This window comes from Actinacidiphila acididurans, assembly GCF_016918855.1.
GTDB classification, from domain to species: domain Bacteria; phylum Actinomycetota; class Actinomycetes; order Streptomycetales; family Streptomycetaceae; genus Actinacidiphila; species Actinacidiphila acididurans.
This window is the reverse complement of sequence record NZ_JADKYB010000032.1, coordinates 25,172-50,280: the sequence shown is the minus strand read 5'-3', so window position 1 is coordinate 50,280 and position 25,109 is coordinate 25,172. Positions and strand designations below refer to the sequence as shown.

At 73.6% G+C, this 25,109-nt stretch carries 21 protein-coding genes; 16 read left to right on the top strand and 5 right to left on the bottom strand.

Features of this window, described 5'->3' with window-relative positions; genetic code table 11:
- Nucleotides 1–95: 95 nt before the first annotated feature.
- On the bottom strand, nt 96–623 hold the full coding sequence (locus ITX44_RS37645) for a hypothetical protein (protein ID WP_205363918.1): 528 nt from the start codon (nt 621–623) through the stop codon (nt 96–98).
- A 508-nt stretch (nt 624–1,131) separates the two neighbouring features.
- Between ITX44_RS37645 and ITX44_RS37640 the strand changes: the two genes are divergently transcribed.
- The 7 genes from ITX44_RS37640 to ITX44_RS37610 all read left to right on the top strand — a co-directional run bounded on the left by ITX44_RS37640 (nt 1,132) and on the right by ITX44_RS37610 (nt 9,797).
- The gene (locus ITX44_RS37640) at nt 1,132–1,614 is read left to right on the top strand and encodes an NADH-quinone oxidoreductase subunit B family protein (protein WP_205363916.1); all 483 of its coding nucleotides are present in this window, start codon (nt 1,132–1,134) and stop codon (nt 1,612–1,614) included.
- Nucleotides 1,611–3,683, top strand: a complete 2,073-nt coding sequence (locus ITX44_RS37635; protein WP_205363914.1) for a proton-conducting transporter transmembrane domain-containing protein — start codon at nt 1,611–1,613, stop codon at nt 3,681–3,683. The genes ITX44_RS37640 and ITX44_RS37635 overlap by 4 nt, the downstream gene beginning before the upstream one ends.
- Nucleotides 3,684–3,706: 23 nt before the next feature.
- Nucleotides 3,707–4,705 (top strand): respiratory chain complex I subunit 1 family protein, encoded by a 999-nt coding sequence (locus ITX44_RS37630; protein WP_236062364.1) that lies wholly within the window; start codon nt 3,707–3,709, stop codon nt 4,703–4,705.
- Nucleotides 4,702–5,373: a hypothetical protein gene (locus tag ITX44_RS37625; protein ID WP_205363912.1), complete on the top strand. Its 672-nt coding sequence runs from the start codon at nt 4,702–4,704 to the stop codon at nt 5,371–5,373. Before ITX44_RS37630 ends, ITX44_RS37625 begins: the two co-directional genes overlap by 4 nt.
- Nucleotides 5,373–6,971: a proton-conducting transporter transmembrane domain-containing protein gene (locus ITX44_RS37620; RefSeq protein WP_205363910.1), complete on the top strand. Its 1,599-nt coding sequence runs from the start codon at nt 5,373–5,375 to the stop codon at nt 6,969–6,971. Before ITX44_RS37625 ends, ITX44_RS37620 begins: the two co-directional genes overlap by 1 nt.
- A 2-nt stretch (nt 6,972–6,973) precedes the next feature.
- On the top strand, nt 6,974–8,449 hold the full coding sequence (locus tag ITX44_RS37615; RefSeq protein ID WP_205363908.1) for a hydrogenase large subunit: 1,476 nt from the start codon (nt 6,974–6,976) through the stop codon (nt 8,447–8,449).
- A 142-nt stretch (nt 8,450–8,591) separates the two neighbouring features.
- Nucleotides 8,592–9,797: a globin domain-containing protein gene (locus ITX44_RS37610; protein ID WP_205363907.1), complete on the top strand. Its 1,206-nt coding sequence runs from the start codon at nt 8,592–8,594 to the stop codon at nt 9,795–9,797.
- Between the two features lie 98 nt (nt 9,798–9,895).
- On the opposite strand, the gene ITX44_RS37605 is transcribed toward ITX44_RS37610, so the two are convergent.
- Nucleotides 9,896–10,309, bottom strand: a complete 414-nt coding sequence (locus ITX44_RS37605) for a pyridoxamine 5'-phosphate oxidase family protein (protein WP_205363906.1) — start codon at nt 10,307–10,309, stop codon at nt 9,896–9,898.
- A gap of 245 nt (nt 10,310–10,554) precedes the next feature.
- Here ITX44_RS37605 and ITX44_RS37600 point away from each other — a divergent pair, with 245 nt between their 5' ends.
- A complete protein-coding gene (locus ITX44_RS37600; protein WP_205363948.1) occupies nt 10,555–12,288 on the top strand; it encodes a GAF domain-containing sensor histidine kinase in 1,734 nt (577 codons plus the stop codon).
- Between the two features lie 55 nt (nt 12,289–12,343).
- Here ITX44_RS37600 and ITX44_RS37595 read toward each other — a convergent pair whose 3' ends face one another.
- From ITX44_RS37595 to pflB, 3 genes are all read right to left on the bottom strand, one after another.
- Complete coding sequence (locus ITX44_RS37595; protein WP_205363905.1) at nt 12,344–12,820, bottom strand: Crp/Fnr family transcriptional regulator; 477 nt, start codon at nt 12,818–12,820, stop codon at nt 12,344–12,346.
- Nucleotides 12,821–12,906: 86 nt separating this feature from the next.
- The gene (gene pflA, locus ITX44_RS37590; protein ID WP_236062374.1) at nt 12,907–13,605 is read right to left on the bottom strand and encodes a pyruvate formate-lyase-activating protein; all 699 of its coding nucleotides are present in this window, start codon (nt 13,603–13,605) and stop codon (nt 12,907–12,909) included.
- 106 nt (nt 13,606–13,711) lie between these two features.
- On the bottom strand, nt 13,712–16,009 hold the full coding sequence (pflB, locus tag ITX44_RS37585; protein WP_205363903.1) for a formate C-acetyltransferase: 2,298 nt from the start codon (nt 16,007–16,009) through the stop codon (nt 13,712–13,714).
- 266 nt (nt 16,010–16,275) lie between these two features.
- On the opposite strand from pflB, the gene ITX44_RS37580 reads away from it, so the two are divergent.
- The 8 genes from ITX44_RS37580 to ITX44_RS37545 all read left to right on the top strand — a co-directional run bounded on the left by ITX44_RS37580 (nt 16,276) and on the right by ITX44_RS37545 (nt 25,101).
- On the top strand, nt 16,276–17,166 hold the full coding sequence (locus ITX44_RS37580) for a universal stress protein (RefSeq protein ID WP_205363902.1): 891 nt from the start codon (nt 16,276–16,278) through the stop codon (nt 17,164–17,166).
- An 81-nt stretch (nt 17,167–17,247) separates the two neighbouring features.
- Nucleotides 17,248–17,997, top strand: a complete 750-nt coding sequence (locus ITX44_RS37575) for an amino acid kinase family protein (RefSeq protein ID WP_205363901.1) — start codon at nt 17,248–17,250, stop codon at nt 17,995–17,997.
- A 68-nt stretch (nt 17,998–18,065) separates the two neighbouring features.
- The gene (locus ITX44_RS37570) at nt 18,066–18,536 is read left to right on the top strand and encodes a cyclic nucleotide-binding domain-containing protein (RefSeq protein WP_236062363.1); all 471 of its coding nucleotides are present in this window, start codon (nt 18,066–18,068) and stop codon (nt 18,534–18,536) included.
- Nucleotides 18,537–18,907: 371 nt separating this feature from the next.
- Complete coding sequence (locus tag ITX44_RS37565) at nt 18,908–20,404, top strand: MFS transporter (RefSeq protein ID WP_205363899.1); 1,497 nt, start codon at nt 18,908–18,910, stop codon at nt 20,402–20,404.
- A gap of 213 nt (nt 20,405–20,617) precedes the next feature.
- Nucleotides 20,618–21,652 (top strand): LacI family DNA-binding transcriptional regulator, encoded by a 1,035-nt coding sequence (locus ITX44_RS37560; RefSeq protein ID WP_307795664.1) that lies wholly within the window; start codon nt 20,618–20,620, stop codon nt 21,650–21,652.
- A gap of 260 nt (nt 21,653–21,912) precedes the next feature.
- On the top strand, nt 21,913–23,211 hold the full coding sequence (locus ITX44_RS37555) for an ABC transporter substrate-binding protein (RefSeq protein WP_205363895.1): 1,299 nt from the start codon (nt 21,913–21,915) through the stop codon (nt 23,209–23,211).
- A gap of 16 nt (nt 23,212–23,227) precedes the next feature.
- A complete protein-coding gene (locus tag ITX44_RS37550; RefSeq protein ID WP_205363894.1) occupies nt 23,228–24,199 on the top strand; it encodes a carbohydrate ABC transporter permease in 972 nt (323 codons plus the stop codon).
- A 140-nt stretch (nt 24,200–24,339) separates the two neighbouring features.
- On the top strand, nt 24,340–25,101 hold the full coding sequence (locus tag ITX44_RS37545) for a carbohydrate ABC transporter permease (RefSeq protein WP_236062373.1): 762 nt from the start codon (nt 24,340–24,342) through the stop codon (nt 25,099–25,101).
- Nucleotides 25,102–25,109: the final 8 nt, after the last annotated feature.

The window sequence follows — 25,109 nt, the reverse complement described above, 5'->3', positions numbered from 1 at the left end:
GCCTCCGGCGGGGGCAGCCGGACGCGCTGCCGCTGCCGCTGCCGCTGCCGCTGCGCGGGCGCCGGGCCCCGCACTGCTCAGCCGTCAGCGGTGCCTCACTCCCGCGAGGGGAAGGGCCCTCCCGTACGGCCGTGGTACGGCTCGGGCGCCGCCGATGTCCCCGCGCCGTCCGGCCAGACGATCTGCACCGGGATGCCCCGGGTGCGGGCGAAGGCCACCAGGTGCGCGGTGGCGTCCCGGCCGCTGGAGGGCGAGCCGTCCCAGACCGCCACCACGTGCCGGCAGCCTTCGATCAGCCGCTCGTCGGCGCTCACGCAGGCATTGCGGTCCGCCGGGTCGAACGGCAGCAGGCGGACGTGCTCGGCCAGCAGCACCAGTTCCCTGGCCGCCGCCCGGTCCCGCTCGGGCAGCACGGCGGGCACGGTTCCCTGGGCGGGCAGCAGAACCACCAGCTTCCGGCCGGCCTCGCGCACCGCCTTGCCGATCACCACGGGCAGTCCGGCCCCGGCCCGTACCAGCACGGCCGCCCCCGCCACGCACCGCTCCAGCGCCGCGCGCAGCTCGCTCTCCACCAGCTCCATCGTGTCCGCGGGCAGGTCCGCGCACCCCACCGCCGCGATCACCGTTCCGCTCCGTCCACCGTCACCCGTGCCGTTCCCGTCATCGTTGCGACTGTTGTTCCCACCGGCCAGGTCCTGGTCATGTTCCTGGTCGGGTCCGTCGCCGGGCGCCCGGCGACGGACCTGGACGTTCAGTGAACACAGTCGTGATCCGCGGGCGCCAGGGCCGACCGGCCCTGGCCGGCGGGGCCGTCAAGGGCCGGCCACCCCCCTCTCGTCACGCTTTGAGGAATTGCTAATGTTCTCAATTCATGAAGCCCTCATGCGCTGAGTGCGGCGCAAGGCGGCCGCATGCTGACGAACGACGGAAGCGACGGATGGTTGCGATGCGCGGCGTGGACACGGCGGGAACGGCCCGGTCCGGGGGCGGTCGCGGTGACCACCCCGCTGCGCCGGATCACGGCGGATCGCCGGCCGGTCCGCGCACCGCGACCCCTGACGAGGGCGGCTACTCGTAGCCGGAGCCCTTCCCGCCCCCGACACACCACCGACGTACCTGCGCAGGGACCCGATGAATCTGCTCCGCAAGATCCGTTCGACCGGGCGAGTGGCCGAGCCCGCTCCGCCGCGGCCCACCGACGCCCCGCCGGCCGCGGCCCGCGAGCTGCGCGGCTCCGCCCAGGTGCGGCATGTGGACGCCGGGTCCTGCAACGGCTGCGAGATCGAGATCGGCATGGCGTTCGGCCCGGTCCACGACGCGGAGCGGTACGGCGCCCGGCTGGTGGCCTCGCCCCGGCACGCGGACGTCCTGCTGGTCACCGGCCCGGTCACCCGCAACATGGCCGAACCGCTGCGCCGTACGGTGGCCGCGGCGGCGGAGCCCCGGCTGGTGGTCGCGGTCGGCGACTGCGCGTTGAACTGCGGTGAGTTCGCCGGGGGTTACGGGGTCGAGGGCGCGGTCGGCGACGTGGTGCCGGTCGACGTGGAAGTGCGGGGCTGTCCGCCGGCGCCGGAGCGGATCGTGGCGGCGCTGCGCACCGTGACCGGCCGGTGAACGCGGTCGGGCCGGCCCTCGCCCTCGCTGCCGCACTGGCGGGCGCGGGGTCGGTGGCCGGGCTGGTGACGCCGCCGCGGTGGCGGGCCGCCGCGGTCGGGGCGTGCACGACGGGCGTGGGGGCGGCGGGGCTTGCCGCGGGGGTGGCCGCGCTCGGCGGCACCCGCTGGTCGGCCGCTCTGCCCGGCCTGCTGCCGCTGGCCGGGGTGCAGCTGGCGGTGGACGCCCTGTCGGGGCTGTTCATGGCGGTGGCCGGCGGGGTGATCGCCGCCGTGGGGGTGTACGGCATCGGGTACGCGCGCCCCACCGGCCACGGGGGTCATCTCGTCGCCGGCGCGGCCGGGCCCGCGCACGGGGTCCTCTCCCGCGGCGCCCAGGCCGTTCTCCCGTTGTTCGCGGTGACCCTCCTGCTCGTGCCGGCCGCCTCGTCCGTCTCGACGTTCCTGCTGCTGTGGGAGCTGATGGCGCTGACCTCGCTGCTGCTGGTGTGCGCCGAGCACCGGGAGCGGGCGTCGGTTCGGGAGGCCGGGACCTGGTACGCCGTCATGACCCATCTCGGGCTGGTGCTGCTGCTGGCCGGGCTGGCGCTGTACGCCGCGCGGGCGGGCGGGGAGACGTTCGCGGCGCTGCGGGCGGGGGCCGGTGCCATGTCGCCGGCGGCGCGGGGCACGGTGTTCGTGCTGACCGCGACGGCGTTCGCGTCCAAGGCGGGCATGGTGCCCCTGCACGCGTGGCTGCCCAGGGCGCACCCGGAGGCGCCCAGCCATGTCTCCGCGCTGATGAGCGCGGCGATGGTGAACCTGGGCGCGTACGGCATCATCCGGGTCGGCTTCGATCTGCTGGGCGGCGGGCCGCGCTGGTGGTGGCTGCTGGTGCTGGCGGCGGGCGCGCTCTCGGCGGTGTACGGGATCCTCCAGGCCGCCATGGCCTCGGATCTCAAGCGGCTGCTGGCGTACTCCACGAGTGAGAACCTGGGCCTGGTGCTGGTCGGCGTCGGGGCCGCGGGCCTGTTCGCCGCCGCCGGGAACCAGGCGCTCGCCGCGCTCGCGCTGACCGCGGCCATGCTGCACGTGATCAACCACTCGGCGTTCAAGGCACTGCTGTTCTGCGCGGCGGGGTCGGTGCTGCGCGCCACGGGCCTGCGGGATCTGGACGCGCTAGGCGGCCTGCGGGCCCGGATGCCGGCGACGGCGGGCCTGTTCGCCGTCGGCGCGCTGGGCGCGGTGGCGCTGCCACCGGGCAACGGGTTCGTCAGCGAATGGCTGCTGCTCCAGTCGCTGATCCACGGTCTCGCGGTGCCGGGCACGCTGGCCGCCGTCGTCCTCCCGGTGGCCGTCGCGGCCATCGCGCTGTCCGCGGGGCTGGCGGCCGCGGTGTTCGTCAAGGCGCTCGGCGTGGGCTTCTTCGCTCTGCCGCGCAGCCCGCGCGCGGCCGGCGCGGTCGAGGCGCCGCCGGCCATGCTGGCCGGGATGGGCCTGCTCGCCGCGTGCTGCGTCGCGCTGGCCCTGGTACCGGGCACGCTCGCGGACGGGCTGACCCACGCGACCGCCGCGGCCGGACTGCGGGGATCCGGGACCGCCCTCACCGAGAACGGTCTTCAGGTCAGGCTGGCCCGGATTCCCGCGCTGCTCTCCCCGCTGTGGGTGGCGGTCGCCCTGGCCGCGGGCGTGCTGGCGGTGTCGGCCCTGACCGGGGTGGTCGCCCGCCGCCGGCGGCGCAGGCAGGCCCGGCTGTGGGACTGCGGCGGCGGTGCGCCGACGGCGAGGATGGCGTACACGGCGACCTCGTTCGCCGAGCCGCTGCAGCGGGTCTTCGACGACGTGCTCGCCCCCGAGCAGGACGTGGACGTCACACCGGTGCGGGAGTCGGCGTACCTGGTCGAGCGGGTGCGGTTCCAGCGCCGGATCCCCGACCGGATCGAACACCGCGTGTACCGGCCGGTGCTCGACGCCCTGACGGGAGTGGGCACCCTCGCCCGCCGCCTGGCCACCGGCAGCGTGCACCGCTACCTCGGCTACGGCTTCTTCGGCCTGGTCACCCTTCTCGTGGCATTGGCGATGGCGCAGTGAGTGCGGTGAACGCGGTGGATCCGATGAGTGGCGCACACGCGGTGAGCGCCCTGGGGGCGGTGCGGGGCGTCGGCGCGGCGGCCATGGTCGCGCAGGTCGTGGTCGTGATCGGCGGTGCGCCGCTGCTGACCGGGCTGATGCGGCAGGTGCGGGCGCGGATGGAGGGCAGGGCCGGGGCCGGGATCGCCCAGCCGTGGCGGGACGTGCGCAAGCTGATGCGCAAGGAGCCCATCACGCCGGTACGCACCGGCCCGGCGTTCCGCGCCGCGCCGTTGCTGCTCGTGGTGACCGCGGGGGTGATCGCCGCGCTGGTGCCGCTCGTCTCGACGGCGACGCCGGTCAGCGGCAGCGCCGATCTGATTCTGGTCGTCGCGGTGCTGGCACTGGGCACGGTCTCGCTCGCGCTGGCCGGTCTCGACACCGGCACGGCCTTCGGCGGCATGGGCGCCTCCCGCGAGATGACCGTGATCGCGCTGGTCGAACCCACCATCCTGCTCTCGGTGTTCGCGCTGTCCATACCGGCCGGATCGACGAATCTGCCGGCCATCGTGGCCGGCGCGGAGCACCACCCGGGCCGGCTGGCCTCCCCGGCCGGGGCGCTGGCCGCCGTGGCCCTGGCCGTGGTCGTGCTCGCCGAGACCGGACGGCTGCCCGTGGACAACCCCGCCACCCATCTGGAACTGACCATGGTCCACGAGGCGATGGTCCTCGAATACTCCGGCCCCGACCTGGCCCTGGTCGAACTCGGTTCCCAGATGCGGCTGACCGTGCTGCTGGGCCTGCTCGCCTCGCTCTTCGCGCCCTGGGGAATCGCCACCGGTGCCTCGGTGGGCGCCGCCTGCCTCGGCCTGTTGCTGCTGGCCGTGAAGGTGGCAGTGCTGGGCGTGCTGCTGGCCGCCGCCGAGGTGTTCTGGGCCAAGCTCCGGCTGTTCCGGGTGCCCGAACTGCTCGCCGGCTCCTTCCTGCTGGCGCTGCTCGCCGTGACCGCCTCGTACTTCCTGACCGGGGAGGGATCGCGATGAACACCGGCATCTACGGTCAACTGCTGGACCTGGCCGCCGGGATCTTCCTGCTCGCGGCGGTGCTCACTTTGTGGCGGCGCGATCTGGCCGCGATCGTACGGATCTTCGCCGCGCAGGGCATGGCGCTGGCCGCCATCGCGCTGCTGCTCGGGCTGCACGAGCACCGCTGGGACCTGGTAGCGGTGGCCGCCGGAATCGCGGTGCTGCGGGTGGGCGTCCTGCCGCACCTGATGCGCCGCGCCCTTGCCGCGGGCGCGGCGGCCGGCGGGGAGACCCGGGAGACGCAGCCGCTGGTCAACGTCGCCGCCTCGCTGCTGACCGCGGCCGCGCTGACGCTGCTGGCGTACGCCGCCGCCCGGCCGCTGGTCCGGCTCGCGCCCTCACCCGCCACCCGGGCGCTGCCGGTCGGGATCGCGGTGGTGCTCATCGGTTTCTTCACCCTCGTCACCCGCCGCCGCGCGCTGTCCCAGGTGGTCGGTTTCCTGCTGCTGGACAACGGCATCACCGCCACCGCCTTCCTCGCCACGTCCGGGGTGCCGCTGATCGTCGAACTCGGGGTCTCCTTCGACCTGCTGCTGGCCGTCCTGGTCCTGCAGATCCTCACCACCCGGATGCGCGTGGCCTTCGGCGGCACCGACATCGACGACCTGCGGGAGCTGCACGACTGATGACCCCCCTCGCCTCCGCCGTCCTGCTCACCGGGCCCGTCGCCGTGCCGCTCGCCGTCTCCGCCTGCTACGCCGTCCCCCGCCGTCGCGCATTGTCCGCCTGGGCCGGGCTGGTCTCGCCCGCCGCGATCCTGACGTGCGGGGCACTGCTCGCCGCGTACGTGCCCGGCCACCGGGCCGTCACCACCGGCGGACACCTGCTGCGCGCCGACAGCCTGACCGCGTGGATGCTGCTGGTCGTCGGCGCGGTCGCGGCCCTGGCCTGCGGGGCGAGCCCGGCCTACCTGGCCGGCGAACGGGACGCGGGCCGCTTCACCGACCGCGACGCCCTCCGGTACGGGGCGCTGGTCCACGCCTTCCTGGGCGCGATGGCCGCCGCCGTGCTGGCCGAGAACCTCGGGGTGCTGTGGGTGGCCGTCGAGGCCACGACCGTCGTGACCGCCTTTCTCGTCGGCCACCGCCACACCCGCGCCTCGGTGGAGGCCGCCTGGAAATACGTCGTCATCTGCTCGGCCGGTATCGCGCTGGCCTTCCTCGGCACCGTCCTGGTCTACTACGCGGCCCGGCAGGCCGGCCTGTCGGAGTCGGCCGCGCTGGACTGGCCGGTGCTGGCCGCCCACGCCGACCGGCTGGACCCGGACGTGACCCGCCTCGGGATCGGCCTGGTCGTGCTGGGCTTCGGCGCCAAGGCCGGAGTCGTGCCCCTGCACGCCTGGCTGCCCGACGCCCACAGCCAGGCACCGGCGCCCGTCTCCGCCCTGATGTCCGGCGTGCTGCTGTCGGTCGCCTTCGCCGCGATCCTGCGCTACAAGGTCATCGCGGACGCGGCTCTGGGCACCGGCTACGTACGCCTGTTGCTGGCCGGCACCGCCCTGCTCACCCTTGCCGTGGCCGCCGGGCTGCTGCTCGCCCAGCGCGACTACAAGCGGATGCTGGCCTATTCCAGCATGGAGCACATGAGCCTGGTCGCCCTGGGCACGGCCGTCGGCAGCCCGCTGGCGATCTCGGCGGTGCTGCTGCACATCGCGGGCCACGGGCTGGCCAAATCCGTCGCGTTCACCTCCGCCGGCCGCATCCTGCAACTGCGCCGTACCAGCCGGATCGGCCGGGTCCGCGGCCTGCTGGCCCAGGCCCCGGCGCTGGGCGCGGCCTTCGGACTGGCGGTCGTGGCCCTGCTCGGGCTGCCGCCGTTCAGCCTGTTCGCCTCCGAGATCGGCATCGTCCGGGCCGCCTTCGCCGACGGCATGGGCTGGCCGGTGGCCGTCGCGCTGCTCCTGGTGCTGACCGCGTTCGCCGCGCTCGCCGCCCGTACCGCACGCATGGTCCTCGGGCAGGCCCCGATGGCGACCCGTGCGGCGGCCCCTGCCGAGGTGAAGGTCGCCGTGGGTGCCGGTGTGGGCGGCGCATCGCGCTCCGATCCACCGGCCCCCGCCGAAGGGCGTCCGGAGCCGCCCGTGGACGAGCGGCCGGTACGGATCGGGGCCGCGGCCTGGCTGCCCTGGGCGCTGGGGCTGCTCGCCTGCGCGGCCCTGGGCACCGCCCTCGGCCCGCTCGGCCACGTCCTGCACGCCGCGGCGGCAGTGATCGGAGGACACTGACCGTGCTGACCGTACGTGACACCACTCCGGACGAACTCCCGGCCGCCGCCGAGCAGTTGCTCGCCGACGGCGGGCGCCTCGCGCTGGTCGCCGCCCACCACGACGCCGACGCCGTACGGATCGTGCACCTCTTCGTCTCCGGGCCGCCGGACACCCGCACCGAACTGCACACCCGCCTGGACCCGGCCGCGCCCGAACTCCCGTCGATCGCACGGCTGTCCTTCCCCGGCGGACGGTTCGAACGCGAAATGCGCGACCTGCACGGTGTCGTACCGCTGGACCACCCTCTGCCGCGCCGCCTGGTCCGTCACTTCCACTGGCCCCGCGGCTGGTACCCGATGCGGCCCGACGCCGGGCCGCCACCGCCGTTCGCCGAACCCGAAGGCCCCTACCCCTTCCTGGAAGCCGAGGGCGACGGCGTCTACGAAATCCCCGTCGGCCCCGTGCACGCCGGTCTCATCGAGCCCGGGCACTTCCGGTTCTCCGTCGTCGGCGAGACCATCATCAAGCTCAAGGCGCGCCTGTGGTTCGTCCACAAAGGCATCGAGCAGCTCTTCCAGGGCCGTACCCCCGAGACCGGCCTGGCGCTGGCCGAACGGATCAGCGGGGACACCGCCGTGGGCCACGCCCTGGCCTACTGCCTGGCCGTCGAGGAAGCCACCGGCACCACCGTCCCCGAACCGGCCCGCCGGGCCAGGGCCCTGCTCCTGGAACTGGAGCGCCTCCACAACCACATCACCGACATCGGCGCCCTGTGCAACGACGTCGGCCACGGCATCCTCAACAACCACGCCCAGCGCATCCGCGAGCACTTGCTGCGCCTCAACCACGGGATCACCGGCCACCGCCTCCTGCGCGGCGGCGTCGTCCCCGGCGGCGCCGTCCTGCAGGCGCTGCCCGACCGCGACCGGCTCCGGGCGCTCGGCGCCGACATCCGCGAAGTCGTCGCGCTCGCCCTGAACCACGGTGTCGTCCTCGACCGCTTCACCGGCACCGCCCGCCTGTCCGCCCAGGCCGCCCGCGATCTGGGCTGCCTCGGCTACGTCGCGCGAGCCAGCGGCCTGCCCGACGACGCCCGCCGCTCCCACCCGTTCCACGACTACGGCGAGACGCTGACCGTCCCGGTCCACGACACCGGTGACGTCCTGGCCCGCTTCCTGGTACGCGCCGAGGAGATCGACACCTCACTCGCCCTCGTCGACCACCTCGCGGCGGACCTGACCCCCGGCCGGACCGTGACCCCGCCGGCCCGGGACCACGGCCCCCGCGCGGGCAACGGCATCGTCGAAGGCTGGCGCGGCACCATCACGACCCGCGTCGAACTCGCCCCCGACGGGACCCTCAGCCGCGTCAAACCCGTCGACCCGTCCTTCTTCAACTGGCCTGCCCTGCCGGTCGCGCTGGCCGACACGATCGTGCCCGACTTCCCGCTGACCAACAAAAGCTTCAACCTCTCCTACGCCGGCAACGACCTGTAATCAGGGCCGATCGGCCCCGGGCAGGCGCGGTTCGGCCCTATGGGAGCCACCGGGACGACAGCGATGCTCGATGAGCCCGCCGGGCGCGAAGCGACCGGCGGTGCCTCGTCCCGCACGCACCGGAACCCATTGAGGGAGAGCCATGCTTTCGCCCGAGTCGGCCGCGGTCGTCCGCGCCACCCTGCCCGCTGTCGGCGGAGCCCTGGACGAGATCACCACCCGCTTCTACGGCACCATGTTCGCGGAGCAGCCGGAGCTGCTGGACGGGCTGTTCAACCGCGGCAACCAGGCCAGCGGCGAGCAGCGCAAAGCACTGGCCGGGTCCATCGCGTTCTTCGCGCAGGCCCTGCTGGACCACCCCGGCACGCGGCCGGACGCCCTGCTCGCCCGCATCGCCCACAAGCACGCCGCGCTCGGCGTGACCGAGGACCAGTACACGATCGTCCACAAGTACCTGTTCCGCGCCATCGGCGACGTGCTGGGCGAGGCGGTCACCCCGGAGGTGGCCGCGGCATGGGACGAGGTGTACTGGCTGATGGCCGGCGCACTCATCGCCCTCGAGGCCCGGCTCTACCAGGAGGCGCGGGTCGACCCGCGCCGGCCCTGGCGGCAGTGGACCGTGGTGGAACGGCGGGTGGAGACGGCGGACGTGGTCTCCTTCCTGCTGCGCCCGGCCGACGGCGGCCCGGTGCCGCCGACCCGGGCCGGGCAGTACGTCAGCGTCCGGGCCCTCATGCCCGACGGTGTGCACCAGACCCGCCAGTACAGCCTGTCCGGCGCGCCCGGCGATCGGATGCGGCGCATCACCGTCAAGCGGGTCGCGAGCGTGGCGCAGGCCCCCGAGGGCGAGGTGTCCAACCGGCTGCACCGCACGGTGCGGCCCGGTGACGAGCTGTCGCTCTCGACGCCGTTCGGTGATGTGGTCCTCGACGACGACACCACCCCGCTGCTGCTGGTCTCGGCAGGCATCGGCTGCACCCCGATGGTCGGCATGCTCGAACACCTCGCGGCCACCGGAGCGACCCGTCCGGTGCGGGTCCTGCACGCCGACCGCTCTCCCGCGGAGCACGCACTGCGCTTCGACACGGAACGTGCCCTGTGGGAACTGCCCGGCGCCCAGGGCGACTTCTGGTACGAGCGGGACGCCGCCGGTGAACCCGGCGCGCACACCGGCCTGATGGACCTCACCGGCCTGGACCTGCCCGCCGACGCAGCCGTCTACCTGTGCGGCTCGCTGTCCTTCATGCGCGCCGTGCGCACCCAGCTGCTGCACGCCGGCATCCCCGCCCGCCGGATCCGCTACGAGGTCTTCGGCCCCGACCTGTGGCTGGCCGACGCGGCGCACTGAGCCGGACGGCAGGTGACGACCAGGGCGGTGCCGTCGGCGGCATCAGCCCTGGGCAGCGGGCCGAGCGGCGGATCAGGCCGTCCGATCAGCGCGTACGATCACGCCACCGCGGTCAGCTCGCGACCGGTGACCATCTCGGACTCGATGCGGACGAAGACCCCGTCCCGCACATGCATCCACGAGACGGGGCCGGTCCGCGACAGCCGTGCCTGCTCGGCGGGGTCGGTCACCACGGTGGCGCGGCCGGTGACGACCACGCTCCAGCCGGAGCGGCTCGCCGCGTGGAACTCGTCCGCCTCGAAGGCGATCACAGCGCCGTCGATGGCGCGCACGAGGTCGGAGCCGGCGGAGCTGTGGAGCAGCACCGAGCCGTCCTCGTCCAGGGAGAAGTTGACCGGGAGGACCGCGGGCAGCGCCCGCCGGGTGTACACCACGCGGCCCACCGGCACCTCGGCCAGCAGCGCCAAGCACTCCTGCCGGTCCAGAGCGCGAAAGCCGTCGTCTTCCACCATCGCTCCATCCTCGGCACGGCCTCCTCCACCCGGTAGGGCCGACCGGCCCTACTTCGGCCGGTACGCCGCCGCGGTCCTCCGCACGTCACCCGCAGGGGGACACGACTGCCGCGAAACCGTCACCGGGCCCGTCGCTCCGGGTAGTGGTCCGGGCACGGCCGCGTGACGGATGCGGCCTCTTGCGGAGGTCACAGGCCGCTCGGGCATACTTTCGCGTGGCGGCGGACGTACAGGGGATGGCGGAAATGGACGGCCAGGACACGAACGGGCGTGAGGACCGGCGCTCGGGGCCGCAACTGCGCCTGGACGAGTTGCTCACCGACCTGCAACGGCACGTCGACCGGGTGCGCGGCACCCGCGACCAGGTGCAGACGCTGCTGGACGCGGTGCTGGCCATCGGTTCCGATCTCGACCTGCAGACGGTGCTGCGCCGGATCGTGGCCTCGGCGGTCGAGCTGGTCGACGCCCGTTACGGCGCGCTGGGCGTCATCGGGGAGGAGGGCACGATCCGTCAGTTCGTCACAGTGGGCATGGACGAGGAAGACGTGGCGCGGATCGGGCACTACCCCAAGGGCGAGGGCATTTTGGGGCTGCTCATCCATGAGCCGGCCCCGCTGCGGCTGGCGGATCTGTCCGCGCATCCCGCGTCAGTGGGCTTTCCGCCCGGCCACCCCCCGATGCGCGGCTTCCTCGGCGCTCCGGTACGGGTGCGCGAGCGGATCTTCGGCAACCTGTACCTCACGGACAAGCGTGACGGCAGCCAGTTCGACGCCGACGACGAGGCGGTGCTGCTCACGCTCGCCGCTGCCGCGGGTGTGGCGATCGACAACGCCCGGCTGTACGAGGACGCCCGGCGCCGCCAGCGGTGGCTGTCGGCCAGCGGCGAGCTGACCCGCTCCCTGCTGTCGGGCACCGAGCCGGCGCAGGTGCTGCTGGCCCTGGTCGAGACCGTGCGCGAGATGGCCGAGGCCGACCTGGTCACGCTGGCGCTGCCGGTGGGGGGCACCGGCGAGCTCGTGGTCGAGGCGGCGGCCGGGCCGTCGGCGGAAGCCGTCCGCGGGCTGGCGCTGACGGGGACGACCCTGGCGGCCGAGGTCTACCGCAGCGGCGAACCGGTCAGCAGCGACGGGCTGTCCGCCGACCCCCGCTCGCAGGGCGGAAGCGCGTCGGTGGTCGCACTGGGCCCGGCGTTCTTCGTGCCACTGGGCGGCGGGGAGGAGACACTCGGCGTACTGCACGTGGCACGCACCACGGACGGACAGCCGTTCTCCGAGGCCGTCCTGGAGATGATCTCCGGCTTCGCCGCGCAGGCCGCGCTCGCCCTGCGCATCGCCGAGCACCGCCGTGCCTCCGAGCAGTTGCTCGTCTTCAACGACCGGGACCGCATCGCCCGCGACCTGCACGATCTGGCGATCCAGCGGCTGTTCGCCTCGGGACTGACCCTCCAGGCGGCCCTGGGCCGGGTCGCCGACCGGCCGGAGGCCGCGGAGCGCATCGGGCGCGTCGTCGACGACCTGGACGAGACCATCAAGATCATCCGTTCCACGATCTTCGGCCTGGGCCGGCGGGAGCCCCGGCAGGACGCGGGGCTGCGGGCCGGGCTGCTCGCCGAGGCCGATCAGGCGGCCGAGGCTCTGGGCTTCACGCCCACGCTGCGGATGAGCGGTCTGCTGGACACCCTCGTGCCGGCCGGCGTGGCCGAGCACGTCCTCGCGGTGCTGCGCGAGGCACTGTCCAACGCCGCCCGGCACGCGCGGGCCACCACCGTCGAGGTCGCCGTGGACGTGAGCGACGGCTGGGTACGGCTGCGCGTGGCCGACAACGGCCGTGGCGTCGATCCCGCGGTGACCCGGCGCAGCGGCCTGGCCAACGCGCGCACCCGCGCCGAGGAACTGGGCGGCACGTTCACGATGGCACCCGGCCGGTCTGGCGGCGGCACCGCACTGGAGTGGGCAGCGCCCCTGCCGGCCGAGGGCTGACCGGCCGGCCCGCGCGGCCCGTCGCACCCGCCGCTCCCGGCTCCCGCGTCCCCGGTCAGAGAGTCCTACCGATGCCGGGCGGCCCGTACAGGTCGAGCAAGCGGATCCGGGCGCTTTGCAGGCGGTGGCCGAGGATCTGGGCCACATGGCGGGCCAGCGCTTCACCGAATCCCGGGTCGGCGCGGGACAGGGCGCGCACTATGGTCGCGTCGAACTCCTGGGCGCGCACGTCGCCTTGCGCCTCGGCGCCCAGGTGCCAGGCGTACGGCGGGAACAGCCAGGAGCAGCCGAGCAGGTCACCGGGCCGCAGGACCTCCAGCCCGACCGGCCGCGGACCGGGAACGGACGTGTCCAGGACGACCGAGCCGGCCTGGATCACCCAGAACCGGTCCGCCCGGTCGCCCTCCTCGAAGATCCGGGTGCCCGCCGGGAAGGACACGTCCTTGGCGAGAATCGTCAGCCGCTCCCGGCCCGCGCTGGGCAGGGCGGCGAACAGGCCGGTGGAAGCGACGGTTGTCGGGTGAGTTGTCATGTGAGTGCCTTTCCTGGTCGCGCAGCCACTCCTTCGAAGCCGCGCCCAACCGGGCTGCGTCGGTTGCGGTGCGGGGGTCCGCCCGTTCAGCAGGCGCGCAGCCCACGGGCGCGGAACTGCCCGCGGACCCGTTCGGTGAGGGCGGCGTCGGGCACGGGGGTGTGGCGGAGCGGGAAGGGGGTGCCGAGCTCGTCGTATTTGTGGGCGCCGAGTTTGTGGAAGGGCAGGACGTCGACCTGCTCGACGTTGGACAGGCCCGCGACGAAACCGGCCAGGCCGTCGATCGCTTCCTCGTCGTCGGTCCGGCCGGGCACCAGCACGTAGCGGATGCGGACCGGGACGCCGAGGCGGTCCAGGCGGGTGGCGAAAGCGAGCGTCGGGGACAGGGGGGCGCCGGTGAGCCTCCGGTAGCGCGCGGCGTCGAAGTGCTTGATGTCGAGCAGGACCAGGCCGGTGTCGGCGAGAAGCGCGTCGCCGGCCCGCGCGCCGAGGTAGCCCGAGGTGTCCAGCGCGGTGTGCAGGCCCAGGGCCCGGCAGCGGTGCAGGATCTCGCCGGTGAAGGCCGGCTGGAGCAGCGGCTCGCCGCCGGTGAGGGTGACGCCCCCGCCGGCGGCCCGCAGAAAGCCGGCGTGCCGTTCGATGTCGGCCATCACCGCGTCCACGGTGGCGAGGTGCCCGTCGCGCATGTGCCAGGTGTCGGGGTTGGCGCAGTACAGGCAGCGCAGCGGGCACCCGCTCAGGAACAGGACGAAGCGGGTCCCGGGGCCGTCCACGCCGGTGGACAGGTCCCAGGAGTGGACCCGGCCGGTGGGGACGGCGGGCGCGGCCGGGCGGTCGGCCGGCGGGCCGGGGACGGCCCCGGCGGCGGCAGCGGTACGGGTCACGGGGTGATCACCGGCTGCCGTGGAAGGTGCGGCTGATCACGTCGAGCTGCTGCTCACGGGTCAGGCGCACGAAGTTGACGGCGTATCCGGACACCCGGATGGTCAGGTCCGGGTACTCCTCCGGGTGTTCCATCGCGTCCTCCAGGGTGGCCCGGTCCAGGACGTTGACGTTCAGGTGGTAGCCGCCGGCGGCCGTGTAGGCGTCGAGCAGGCCCACCAGGTTGCCGGCCCGTTCGGCGGGGTCGTGGCCCAGGCCCTCCGGGGTGATCGTGGAGGTCAGCGAGATGCCGTCGCGGGCCTTGTCGTACGGGATCCTGGCCACCGACAGGGCCGAGGCGGCCATGCCGTGCCGGTCGCGGCCGTTCATCGGGTTGGCGCCGGGCGCGAACGGGGCGCCGGACCGGCGGCCGTCGGGGGTGTTGCCGGTGTGGTGCCCGTAGACGATGTTGGAGGTGATGGTGAGCACCGACAGGGTGTGCTCGGCGCCGCGGTAGGCCGGGTGCCGGGCGATCTTCGCCATGAAGGACTCCACCAGCCCGGCCGCGAGCGCGTCGGCGCGGTCGTCGTTGTTGCCGTACGCGGGCCAGTCGCCCTCGGGCACGTAATCCACCGCCAGGCCGCTCGTGTCCCGGATCACCCGCACCCGGCCGTACTTCACCGCGGACAGGCTGTCGGCGGCCACCGACAGCCCGGCGATGCCGCAGGCCAGGAAGCGGTGCACGGGGTAGTCGTGCAGGGCCATCTCCAGCCGCTCGTACGCGTACTTGTCGTGCATGTAGTGGATGACGTTGAGCGCGTTCACGTACGTCCGCGCCAGCCAGTCGAGCATGCGGTCGTAGGCCGCGGACAGCTCGTCGTAGTCCAGGAACTCGCCCGTGAGCGGCGGGGCGGCCGGGGCGACCTGCTCCCCGGACATCTCGTCGCGGCCGCCGTTGATCGCGTACAGCAGAGCCTTGGCCAGGTTGACGCGAGCCCCGAAGAACTGCATCTGCCGGCCCACCGCCATCGCCGACACGCAGCACGCGATCGCGGTGTCGTCGCCGGTGCGCGGCCGCAGCAGCTCGTCGGACTCGTACTGGATGGAACTGGTGTCGATGGACACCTGGGCGCAGAAGCGCTTGAAGCCCTCCGGCAGGCGCGGCGACCACAGCACCGTCAGGTTCGGCTCGGGCGCCGGGCCGAGATTGTACAGGGTCTGCAGGAAGCGGAAGGAGGTGCGGGTGACCAGGGTGCGCCCGTCCTCGCCCATGCCGCCGATCGATTCGGTGACCCAGGTGGGGTCGCCGGAGAACAGCGCGTCGTACTCCGGGGTGCGCAGGAAGCGGACGATCCGCAGCTTGATCACGAAGTCGTCGATCAGCTCCTGGGCGCCGCTCTCGTCGAGCACACCCGCGCCGAGGTCGCGCTGGACGTAGACGTCCAGAAAGGTGGAGGTGCGGCCCAGCGACATCGCCGCGCCGTTCTGCTCCTTGACCGCCGCCAGGTACCCCAGGTAGAGCCACTGCACCGCTTCCCGGGCGGTGACCGCCGGCCGGGACACGTCGCAGCCGTACGAGGCGGCCATCCGCTCCAGCTCGCCCAGCGCGCGGATCTGCTCGGCCAGTTCCTCCCGGTCGCGGATCACGTCCTCGGTGGACGGGCGGGCGTCCAGCAGGGCCCGCTCGGCCCGCTTGGCCTCGACGAGCCGGCTCGTGCCGTAGAGCGCGACCCGCCGGTAGTCGCCGATGATCCGCCCGCGGCCGTACGCGTCGGGCAGGCCGGTGATGATGCCGGCCCGGCGGGCGCGGCGCATCTCGGGGGTGTACGCGTCGAACACCCCGTCGTTGTGGGTCTTGCGGTACCGGCCGAACACCGTGGTGACGAACGGGTCGGGCTCGTACCCGTACGCCCGCAGGCCGTTCTCGACCATGCGCAGGCCACCGTTCGGCATGATCGCCCGCTTGAGCGGGGCGTCGGTCTGCAGGCCCACGATCAGCTCGCGGTCGCGGTCGATCCAGCCCGGCGCGTGCGAGGTGATCGTCGACGGCGTCGCGGTGTCCACGTCGTAGATCCCGCGCCCGCGCTCCTCGGGAAACAGCGCGGCGACCTTCCGCCACACCGCGCGGGTACGGTCGGTCGGGCCGGCCAGGAAGCTCGCGTCGCCCTCGTAGGGCGTACGGTTCGCCCGGACGAAGGCGGCCACGTCGATGCGCTCGCGCCACTCCTCGCCGCCGAACCCGCGCCAGGCACGGACCTCCTGGGCCTTCCCGCCCTCCTGGTCCGCCCGGTTCTCCTGGTCCTTCCGGTCGTGCGTCACCACGGTCATCGCACGTCCCTTCCGCGCTCGTCGCGCTTTCCGCGTTCTGCGTTCTGCGGGGCGGTTCCGCCCTGCGTTCGATGTTCGGTGGCGAACATCGCCGCCGGGCAGGGCCGTTGGTCCCTGCCCCGGGCTCCGCCCGGCCCTGAAGTGCCGCCGCGACCCGTGGGGCTCTCATGGCGGGACCACCGGCCCTGGCGAGAGGGCGTTGCGGCCCCTGCTGCCGGCTGCCCCGGCGGACCAGGCTGAAGGGGCCAACAGGGAAGGAGCACACCATGCTTCCGTTCATCACCGCAGGTATCGACGGCTCCTCGGAGAGCCGGGCCGCCGCCGATTGGGCGGCTGGTGAAGCGATGCGACGCGGTCTGCCGCTGCGGCTGCTGCTCGCCTCGGGCCGTCACCCGGGCGCGCACGCCTACGGCCCCCACCCGGCCGACCCGGAACTCCTCCGGCACTGGGCCCGGCGCATCCCTCGGGAGGCCGCCGCCGCGATACGAGGCAGCCACCCCGGACTGACCGTCGTCGCCGAACAGTTGGCCGGGCCGCCGGTGGAGACCCTGCTCGAGGCTGCCGCCGACTCCGAACTGCTGGTGCTGGGCAGCCGCGCGCTGGGCACCGTCGCCGGATACCTGCTGGGCTCGGTCTCCCTCGCGGTGACCGCCCGCGCCGACCGGCCGGTGGTCCTGGTCCGGTCCGGCCAAGGGCCCACCGATTCCCCGGCGTCGGGTGCCCCGGACGCGGACGTCGTCCTCGCGCTCGATCTCGCCCGCCCCGACGACCGCGTGATCGCGTTCGCCTTCGACGCGGCCGCCCGCCGGGCGACGGGACTTCGGGTCGTGCACAGCCGCAACCGGCCCTCGGCGTACGGCGAAGAAGTCGCCTACAGCCTGGACGTGGACCTTGACGGCGAACTCGCCGCGCAGGACGCCGACGAGTTCGCCCGCGTCCTGCGGCCCTGGCAGGACAAGTTTCCCGCCGTCCCGGTCACGGGCGAGGCGGTGATCGGCCCCCCGGCCCGCCACGTCATCGAGGCCGCCACCGGCGCCCCCCTCCTCGTCATCGGCCGCCGCACCCCCTCCCCGAAACTCGGCCCCCGCCTGGGCCCCGTCGCCCACGCCGTCCTCCACCACAGCCCCACGCCGGTGGCCGTCGTCCCGCACGACTGACGCTACTGGCGTTCGCCGTATCGGCCGTCGTCCGCGTGCGGAAGCTCGTCCGTGCGCCATCACCTCATGAGGAGTCCCACCATGCGCACCCTGGTTCACATCGCGGCCGACGCGCTGCCCGACCACGACGGCGAGGGCCTGGACATGCTGGCCGCGTCCCTGGCCGACCTGATCCGGGACGGTCACGAGCTCGCGGTCACGTACGCCGGGCCGGCCGAGGCCGCCGCACCCGCCGGGTCCCGGCTGGTACGGGCCCTGTCGGACGCACTGCCCGGCCGTCACGTCACGGCCCTGGTGACGCACACCGAGGTACGGGCCCACGACCCCGCGCTGCGCCCGCCCGCCGACCCGGCCGACAGCGGTCCGCGAACCGCGCTGCATCCGTACGCCGTGCTGGAGGCCTCGGCCGTCCGGGACCTGCTCGCCGACGGCACCGTGCCGGTCTGCGCCGGGGGCGGCGGCGTACCCGTGATCCGCGAACCGGGGACGGGACGGCTGCGTGCGGTGGCGGGAGCCGCCGACCCGGCGCGGACGGCGGCCCTGCTGGCCGCGTACCTGGACGCCGATGCCCTGCTGTTCCTGACCTCCGCCACCCACCTGTTCGCCCCGCGCAGCCACGGCCGCCCCCGTCCGCTGCTGCGCGTGACCCCCGAGGAGCTGTCCGCCGTACGGCTGCCCGAGGGTGTGTCGGCCCTGGCCGACATCGCCGCCGACTACGTCACTCGCACCGGCGGCATCGCCGGAGTCGGCCCCGCGGACAACGCGCTCGGCATCGTCCGCGAGACCACCGGCACCCTCATCCACCCGGCCCCGGTGGCCCGCCCGGCCTGAACCGGCCCGCGGCACCCCACCCCCCAGCACCCGTGACCCGACGAGAAGCAGAAGAAGCAGAGGAAGCGATGACCACGCAGTTCATGACCATGACCAAGCGGCTGGACGCCGTGTCCGAGGAGGAGCGCGGCAAGCTGATGGCGCTGGCCCGGGCGGTCGAGTTCCCGGCCGGCGCGAGGATCTTCGAGGAGCGCGGGACGGCGGACCGCTTCTGGCTGTTGCGCGACGGCGAGGCGCGCCTGGAACTCCGGGTGCCCGGCAGCGTCGCCGCGGTCACCGAGACCCTCGGGCAGGGCTCCCTGCTGGGCTGGTCCTGGATGTTCCCGCCGCGCCGCTGGCACATGTCGGCTACTGCCGTCACCCCGGTCCGCGCCTGGGAGTTCGATGCGGCCGACGTCCGCGAGTTGTGCGAGCAGGACCCCCGCTTCGGGTACGTCTTCACCCTCGCCTGCGCCGAGGTCATCGGTCACCGCCTCGACAGCGCCCGCACGCGTCTCCTCGACCTCTACGGTCCCTACGGAAGTGGGCTTTCCCGCTGATCCCCGGCCCCGCCGCACCCGGTTCCGTCCGGGCTGCCCCGTTCCACCGTCTCCGGATCTTCCCTCCGGTGGGTGGCTTGTGGCGCTGGGGGTACCTCCCAGGCGAAGCTCTGGGGGACCCCGCGCCCCTGGGTATTCCGGCGTTGCCGCACTTCGCGGCGGTGCGCCGCACCGACCAAGGGGCGCGGGGAACTGCGCGAGCAACCAGCCACGGACCGCAGGTCCGGAGACGGCGGGACGGGGCAACTTGTGCGGCATCACCCGAGCACCGCAATGCGTGACAGTGGCGGCCGGGGACAGGCGTACGCATAAGCCCCGCGCGCGGTCCCCGCGGGGCAATGTGAGACTGACCCGCGAGGAGGTGAGCGTCCATGGCCGATCCACGGCCGCGGTCCGCGGAAACCGGCACCGTCACCACGGACGTGCCGGCCCGGCTGGACCGGCTGCCCTGGTCACGCTGGCACTGGATGATCGTGGTAGGCCTGGGCACCGTCTGGATCCTGGACGGGCTGGAGGTCACCACCGTCGGCAACATCGCCGGACGGCTGTCGGAGCCGGGCAGCGGGCTGGCCGTCACCTCCGCCCAGATCACCGGTATCGCCGCCGCCCTCTACGTGGCGGGCGCCTGCGCCGGAGCGCTGTTCTTCGGCTGGCTCACCGACCGGCACGGCCGCAAGAAGCTGTTCATGGTCACCCTGGCGGTCTACCTGACCGCCACCGCGATGACGGCACTGTCCTTCGCGCCCTGGTGGTTCTTCCTGTTCCGCTTCCTGACCGGCTTCGGCATCGGCGGCGAGTACGCGGCCATCAACTCGGCCATCGACGAGCTCATCCCGTCCCGCTTCCGCGGCCGGGTGGATCTGATGATCAACGGCAGCTACTGGCTGGGCGCCATCGGCGGCTCGCTGCTGTCCATCCTCGCCCTGAACACCTCGATCTTCCCGGCCGATGTGGGCTGGCGGCTGACCTTCGGCCTCGGCGTGGTGCTCGGCCTGGTGATCCTGCTGGTCCGCCGGCACGTGCCGGAGAGCCCGCGCTGGCAGTTCATCCACGGCCGCGGCGAGGAGGCCGAGACACTCGTCGGGCAGGTCGAGCGCGAGGTGGAGGCGGAGAAACAGGAACGGCTGCCGCGCGCGGACCGGAGCATCACCATCCACCAGCGCGCCGGCATCGGCTTCGGCACCATCGCCCGGACCGTGTTCGGCACCTATCCCAAGCGGGCGGTGCTGGGCCTGGCCCTGTTCGTCGGGCAGGCGTTCCTCTACAACGCGATCACCTTCGGCTTCGGCGCGATCCTGACCACGTTCTTCCACGTGGCCAGCGGTGACACCGGCTACTACTTCGCGGTCATCGCGGCCGGCAACCTCGCCGGACCGCTGCTGCTCGGCCGGCTCTTCGACACCGTCGGCCGGCGCACCATGATCTCCTCGACGTATTTGCTGTCCGGCGTGCTGCTGTTCGGCACCGCCTGGCTGTTCGACCGCGGCTCGCTCAACGCCACCACGCTGACCGCCTGCTGGTGCGTGGTGCTCTTCTTCGCCTCGGCCGGCGCGAGCAGCGCCTATCTGACGGTCTCGGAGATCTTCCCGATGGAGACCCGGGCCATGGCCATCGCGTTCTTCTACGCGCTCGGCACCGCGGCGGGCGGCATCAGCGGCCCGCTGGTCTTCTCCGACCTGACCAAGTCCGGCGTGGTGGGCGACACCGCGCTCGCCTTCGTCATCGGCGCCTCGCTGATGTGCGCGGCCGGCCTGGTCTCCCTGTTCCTCGCGGTCAATGCCGAACGGCGTTCCCTGGAGGACATCGCCGCCCCGCTGTCCAGCGCGGCCCCGCCGCCCGCCGCGCAGCCGGCCGCCCGCACCTCCTGAGCGCCCGTGAGGCCGGGCCGGCGCCACCCTCGGCGCCGCCCCGGCCTTCCCCTTCCCCCGCGGCACCCCGTGCGCGAACCCTTGTGGGCCCCATGGGCGCGTGCTACGTTCACGGCCGTTCAGCGCAGTCGAATCAGTTCGACGGATCGGCCGTCCGGTCCGCGGGACCACGGTTCGATGACGACGACGGAGCCGTCGGGAGGGACCACGGTCGTGGCAGTGACCATCGCGGACGTCGCGCGGCACGCGGGGGTCTCCCGCAGCACCGTCAGCTACGTGCTCAGCGGCAACCGCACCATCTCGCCGGAGACCATCAAGCGGGTCGAACGCAGCATCGCCGCCCTGGGGTTCCGCCCGCACGCCGGTGCCCGGTCCATCCGCACCCGCCGCACCGGCGTGATCGCGATGGCCCTGCCGATGGTCCACGGCCCGCACAACCAGGTGCAGATGCCGTACGTCTGGGCCGCCCTGACCGCCGCCCAGGAATGCGGGCTGAAGGTCCTGATGCTCACCGACGACGACGGCGAGGCGGCGATCCGGGACGTGGTCTCCGGCGCCTACGCCGACGGGGTGATGCTCATGGAGGTGCAGCGCCGCGACCCGCGGATCGCGCTGCTCACCGGTCTGGACAGCCCCGCGGTGCTGGTCGGCACTCCCGACGACCCGCGCGGACTGCCCCGGGTGGACTTCGACTTCGCGCTGGCCGCCCGCACCTGCGCCGAGCACCTGCACGAACTCGGCCACACCGCGGTCGGCTACCTCGGCCAGCCGCCCGAGGCGTTCGCCAAGGACGTGGCCTACGCCGTGCACGCCCGGCAGTCGGTCCTGGCCGCGCTGGCCGACCGCGGGCAGCGCGGGGTGTGGGCGCCGTGCGAGCCCACCCCCGGCGGGGTGGTCCGCGCGCTGGACGACCTGCTGGCCCGTGACCCGGGCCTGTCCGCGCTCATCGTCTACAACGAGCGGATCCTGCCGCTGGTGCTGGACCGGCTGGCCGGCCTCGGCGCCCGTGTGCCCGACGACTTCTCCGTGATCGCCATCTGTCCGGACGACGAGGCCGAGCGGTGCGACCCGCCGCTGACCTCGGTGTCCCTGCCCGCCGAGGCCCTGGCCCGGGCCGCCGTGCGCAGCCTGGCCCGGCGGATCGAGGGGGAGGAGTTGCCGGCCGCCGCGCTGCTGGCCCCCGAACTCAAGATCCGCGCCAGCACCGGCCCCCGCCGCCGCCCCGGCCCGCCCGGCACCACCCGCTGACCGCTCCCCGTAGCACCGCCCGCACCTGCTTCCGTACCTCCCTCCGTACCGCTCCCGTATCGCCCCGCCCCGCTTCCGGCGTACCTCCGGCCCGCGGCGCACCGCGTGTCCGCTGTCGAATCGATTCGACACATCGGGCATGACGCGGCACGCCCGGGCCCGGCCGAACCCCTCCCGAAACCAGAAGCCCCCAGCCCCCAGCCCCCAGCCCCCAGCCCGCAGCCCCCTTCCTCGTCACCCGTACGGCGAAAGGCACGTCAATGAGCCGCACCCCCGCCCGTATCACCCGCTCGCCCGGCAGAACTCCCGCGCCCGATCGGATCACCGGCCGGACCGCCGGCCCGCACCGCCGCCTCTCCGCGCTCGCCGCCGCGGCCGCCGTGGCGCTGCTGACCGCCGCCTGCGGCACCGGGTCCGGCTCCGGCGGGGGCAGCGGCACCCTCACCGAGACCGACTACTACGACGCGGCGCCGCAGAACTCCCAACTGCCCCGGATCCTCGACGAGTGCGGCAGCCAGGTGGGCGTGAAGATCGAGCACCAGCAGGTGCCGCGGGCCCAGTTCCTGCCCAAGTTGCTCCAGCAGGCCTCCGCCCGTTCGCTGCCCGACCTGGCGCTGATCGACAACCCCGACCTCCAGCAGGTGGCCGCCACCGGGGGACTGGTGTCGCTGTCGAAGCAGGGCCTGGGCACCGACGGGCTGTATCCGTCGATCGTCGCGGCCGGGCAGTACCAGGGGCAGACGTACGGCATCGCGCCCGGTGTCAACGGCCTGGCGCTGTACTACAACACCGACCTGTTCCGGGCGGCCGGCCTGAAGCCCCCCACGACCTGGGACGAACTGCGCTCCGACGCCCGCACGCTGACCAAGGGCACCCGCTACGGCATCGCCTTCAGCGCGGTCGGCAACGAGGAGGGCAGCTTCCAGTTCGAGCCGTTCTTCTGGACCGCCGGGGCGAGCCTGACCCGGCTGGACTCCCCGCAGGCCGTGCAGGCGCTCACCCTGTGGAAGGACCTGGTCTCCTCGGGCTCGGCGTCCAAGTCGGTGGTCAACTGGACCCAGGCCGACGTCAACGACCAGTTCGCGGCCGGCAACGCGGCCATGATGGTCAACGGCCCCTGGCAGCTCCCCACCCTCGACGCCAAGCAGGGCCTGCACTTCGGCATCGTGCCGATCCCCGTGCCGGCCGCCGGCGGCACCCCGGTGACCCCGCTGGGCGGCGAGGTGTGGACGGTCGGCCACAGCAACCCCGGACGCGAGGCCAAGGCGGTCGCGGTGGTCAAGTGCCTGCTCGGGCAGCGGGAGAGCGCCCAGTGGGCGAGCGACGCCGGCTACATACCCAGCGACCGTACGGCAGCCGCCCAACTGGCCACCGACAAGCCGCAGATGGCCGCCTTCGTCCGGGAGGTCGGCACCGCCCGGGCCCGCACCGCCGAACTCGGCACCGCCTACCCCAAGGTCAGCCAGGCCCTCGCGGACGCCGTGCAGGCCGCCCTGGCCGGCGGCACCTCCCCGCAGGCCGCGCTGGCACAGGCCCAGCGCTCCGCCCACGACCAGTGAAGCGAGCGGGTGACCCATGACCACCGCAGTGCACCGCACCGAGCCGCACCCCGCGGCGCCCGGCGCAGCCTCGTCCTCCGTGCCCCGCGCCGGCCGCCGCCGCGGGCCCTTTGGGACCCGCTGGGCCGCCGTCGCCTTCACCGCGCCCGCCTGGCTTTACGTACTCGGCTTCTACCTCTACCCGCTGGCCGGCAACATCCGGATGGGCTTCCAGAAGTACACCGTTTCCTCCTTCTACACCGGCGTCGCCCCCTACGTCGGCTGGGACAACTACCGGGCCGTGTTCCGGGACAGCCACTTCGGCCGGACGGTGCTCAACACCGCGCTGTTCACGGCCGGTTCGCTGGTCTTCCAGTTCTGCCTCGGCCTGGCGCTGGCGGTCTTCTTCAGCCGCCGCTTCCCGCTCGGCGGCCCGATCCGGTCGCTGCTGCTCGTGCCGTGGCTGCTGCCGCTGGTGGTCTCCGGCACCGCCTGGCGCTGGATCCTGGACACCGACTCCGGCGTGCTCAACCACACCCTGCTGCGGCTGCACCTGATCGCCCACCCGGTGCCGTGGCTGGCCAGCACCCACGACTCGCTGATCGCCGTGACCCTGGTCAACATCTGGGTCGGCATCCCGTTCAACATGGTGATCCTCTACGGCGGCCTGCAGAACATCCCCGGTGAGCTGTACGAGGCCGCCGCGCTGGACGGCGCCGGCGCGTGGCGGCGCTTCCGCTCGGTGACGCTGCCGCTGCTGCGGCCGGTGACCACGGTGGTGCTCACCCTCGGCCTGATCTACACGGTGAAGGTCTTCGACGTGATCATGATCCTCACCCAGGGCGGCCCGGCCGGCTCCTCCCAGACGCTGACCACCTTCGCGTACAACCTGTCCTTCCAGCAGCTGGAGTTCGGCCGCGGAGCCGCGGTCGGCAACCTGCTGATCCTGGTCGCGGTGGTCTTCGCGGTGGTGTACGTGCGCGGCACGCGACGGGAGATGCAGCGGTGAGCGCCCCGACCGCACCGGGCACTTCGGCAACGTCGGTCATGTCGGCCGCCCGGCCGTCGCGCCGGAAACCGAACGGCGCCGCTGCCCGCGGGCTGCCGCGCGCCGCGTACACCGTGCTCGCCCTGCTGATCCTCGCGGTGATGCTCTTCCCGCTCTACTGGATGCTGGACGCCTCGCTGCTGCCCTCCACCGACCTGGTGAAAAGCACGCCGACCTGGATCCCCGTGCACGGCACGCTGCGCGGCTACCGCGAGGCGCTGTCCACGCAGGGCGGCCATCTGCTGGTCAGCCTCGGCGTGTCGGCCGGCACGGTGGCGCTGGTGCTGCTGATCGCGGTCCCGGCCGCCTACGGCACGGCCCGGCTGCGCGCCCCCGGCGCCCGCCTGCTCACCTTCGCCCTGCTGGTCGCCCAGATGATCCCCGGTGTGGTGATGGCCGACTCCTTCTACACCGCGGCCAACAGGCTGCGGCTGCTGGACTCGCCACTGGCGCTGATCCTCGCCGACTCCACCCTGTGCGTGCCCTTCGCCACGCTGATCCTGCAGACCGCGATGCGCGCGGTGCCCGCCGAACTCGGCGAGGCCGCCGTGCTGGACGGGGCCGGACCGCTGCGCACGCTGCTCGGCGTGGTGCTGCCGGTGTGCCGCAACGCCCTGGTCACCGCGAGCCTGTTCTCCTTCCTCTTCGCCTGGGCGGACTTCCTGTTCGCCGTCACCCTCACCACCCGCGACGACCGGGCCCCGGTCACCGTCGGCATCTACCGCTTCATCGGCGCCCACCTGAGCGACTGGAACAGCGTGATGGCCACCGGGATCATCGCCTCCCTGCCCGCCGCCGCCCTGCTCGTGCTCGCCCAGCGGTACGTGTCGGCCGGCGTGACCGGCGGCGCGCTCAAGGACTGAGCGCCGTC

Coding starts and splice junctions, on each gene's coding strand:
- ITX44_RS37640 (WP_205363916.1), top strand. CDS start 1,132: ATGAATCTGCTCCGCAAGATCCGTTCGACCGGGCGAGTGGCCGAGCCC.
- ITX44_RS37630 (WP_236062364.1), top strand. CDS start 3,707: ATGAGTGGCGCACACGCGGTGAGCGCCCTGGGGGCGGTGCGGGGCGTC.
- ITX44_RS37625 (WP_205363912.1), top strand. CDS start 4,702: ATGAACACCGGCATCTACGGTCAACTGCTGGACCTGGCCGCCGGGATC.
- ITX44_RS37620 (WP_205363910.1), top strand. CDS start 5,373: ATGACCCCCCTCGCCTCCGCCGTCCTGCTCACCGGGCCCGTCGCCGTG.
- ITX44_RS37610 (WP_205363907.1), top strand. CDS start 8,592: ATGCTTTCGCCCGAGTCGGCCGCGGTCGTCCGCGCCACCCTGCCCGCT.
- ITX44_RS37605 (WP_205363906.1), bottom strand. CDS start 10,309: ATGGTGGAAGACGACGGCTTTCGCGCTCTGGACCGGCAGGAGTGCTTG.
- ITX44_RS37600 (WP_205363948.1), top strand. CDS start 10,555: ATGGACGGCCAGGACACGAACGGGCGTGAGGACCGGCGCTCGGGGCCG.
- ITX44_RS37595 (WP_205363905.1), bottom strand. CDS start 12,820: ATGACAACTCACCCGACAACCGTCGCTTCCACCGGCCTGTTCGCCGCC.
- pflB (WP_205363903.1), bottom strand. CDS start 16,009: ATGACCGTGGTGACGCACGACCGGAAGGACCAGGAGAACCGGGCGGAC.
- ITX44_RS37580 (WP_205363902.1), top strand. CDS start 16,276: ATGCTTCCGTTCATCACCGCAGGTATCGACGGCTCCTCGGAGAGCCGG.
- ITX44_RS37575 (WP_205363901.1), top strand. CDS start 17,248: ATGCGCACCCTGGTTCACATCGCGGCCGACGCGCTGCCCGACCACGAC.
- ITX44_RS37570 (WP_236062363.1), top strand. CDS start 18,066: ATGACCACGCAGTTCATGACCATGACCAAGCGGCTGGACGCCGTGTCC.
- ITX44_RS37565 (WP_205363899.1), top strand. CDS start 18,908: ATGGCCGATCCACGGCCGCGGTCCGCGGAAACCGGCACCGTCACCACG.
- ITX44_RS37555 (WP_205363895.1), top strand. CDS start 21,913: ATGAGCCGCACCCCCGCCCGTATCACCCGCTCGCCCGGCAGAACTCCC.
- ITX44_RS37550 (WP_205363894.1), top strand. CDS start 23,228: ATGACCACCGCAGTGCACCGCACCGAGCCGCACCCCGCGGCGCCCGGC.
- ITX44_RS37545 (WP_236062373.1), top strand. CDS start 24,340: ATGCTCTTCCCGCTCTACTGGATGCTGGACGCCTCGCTGCTGCCCTCC.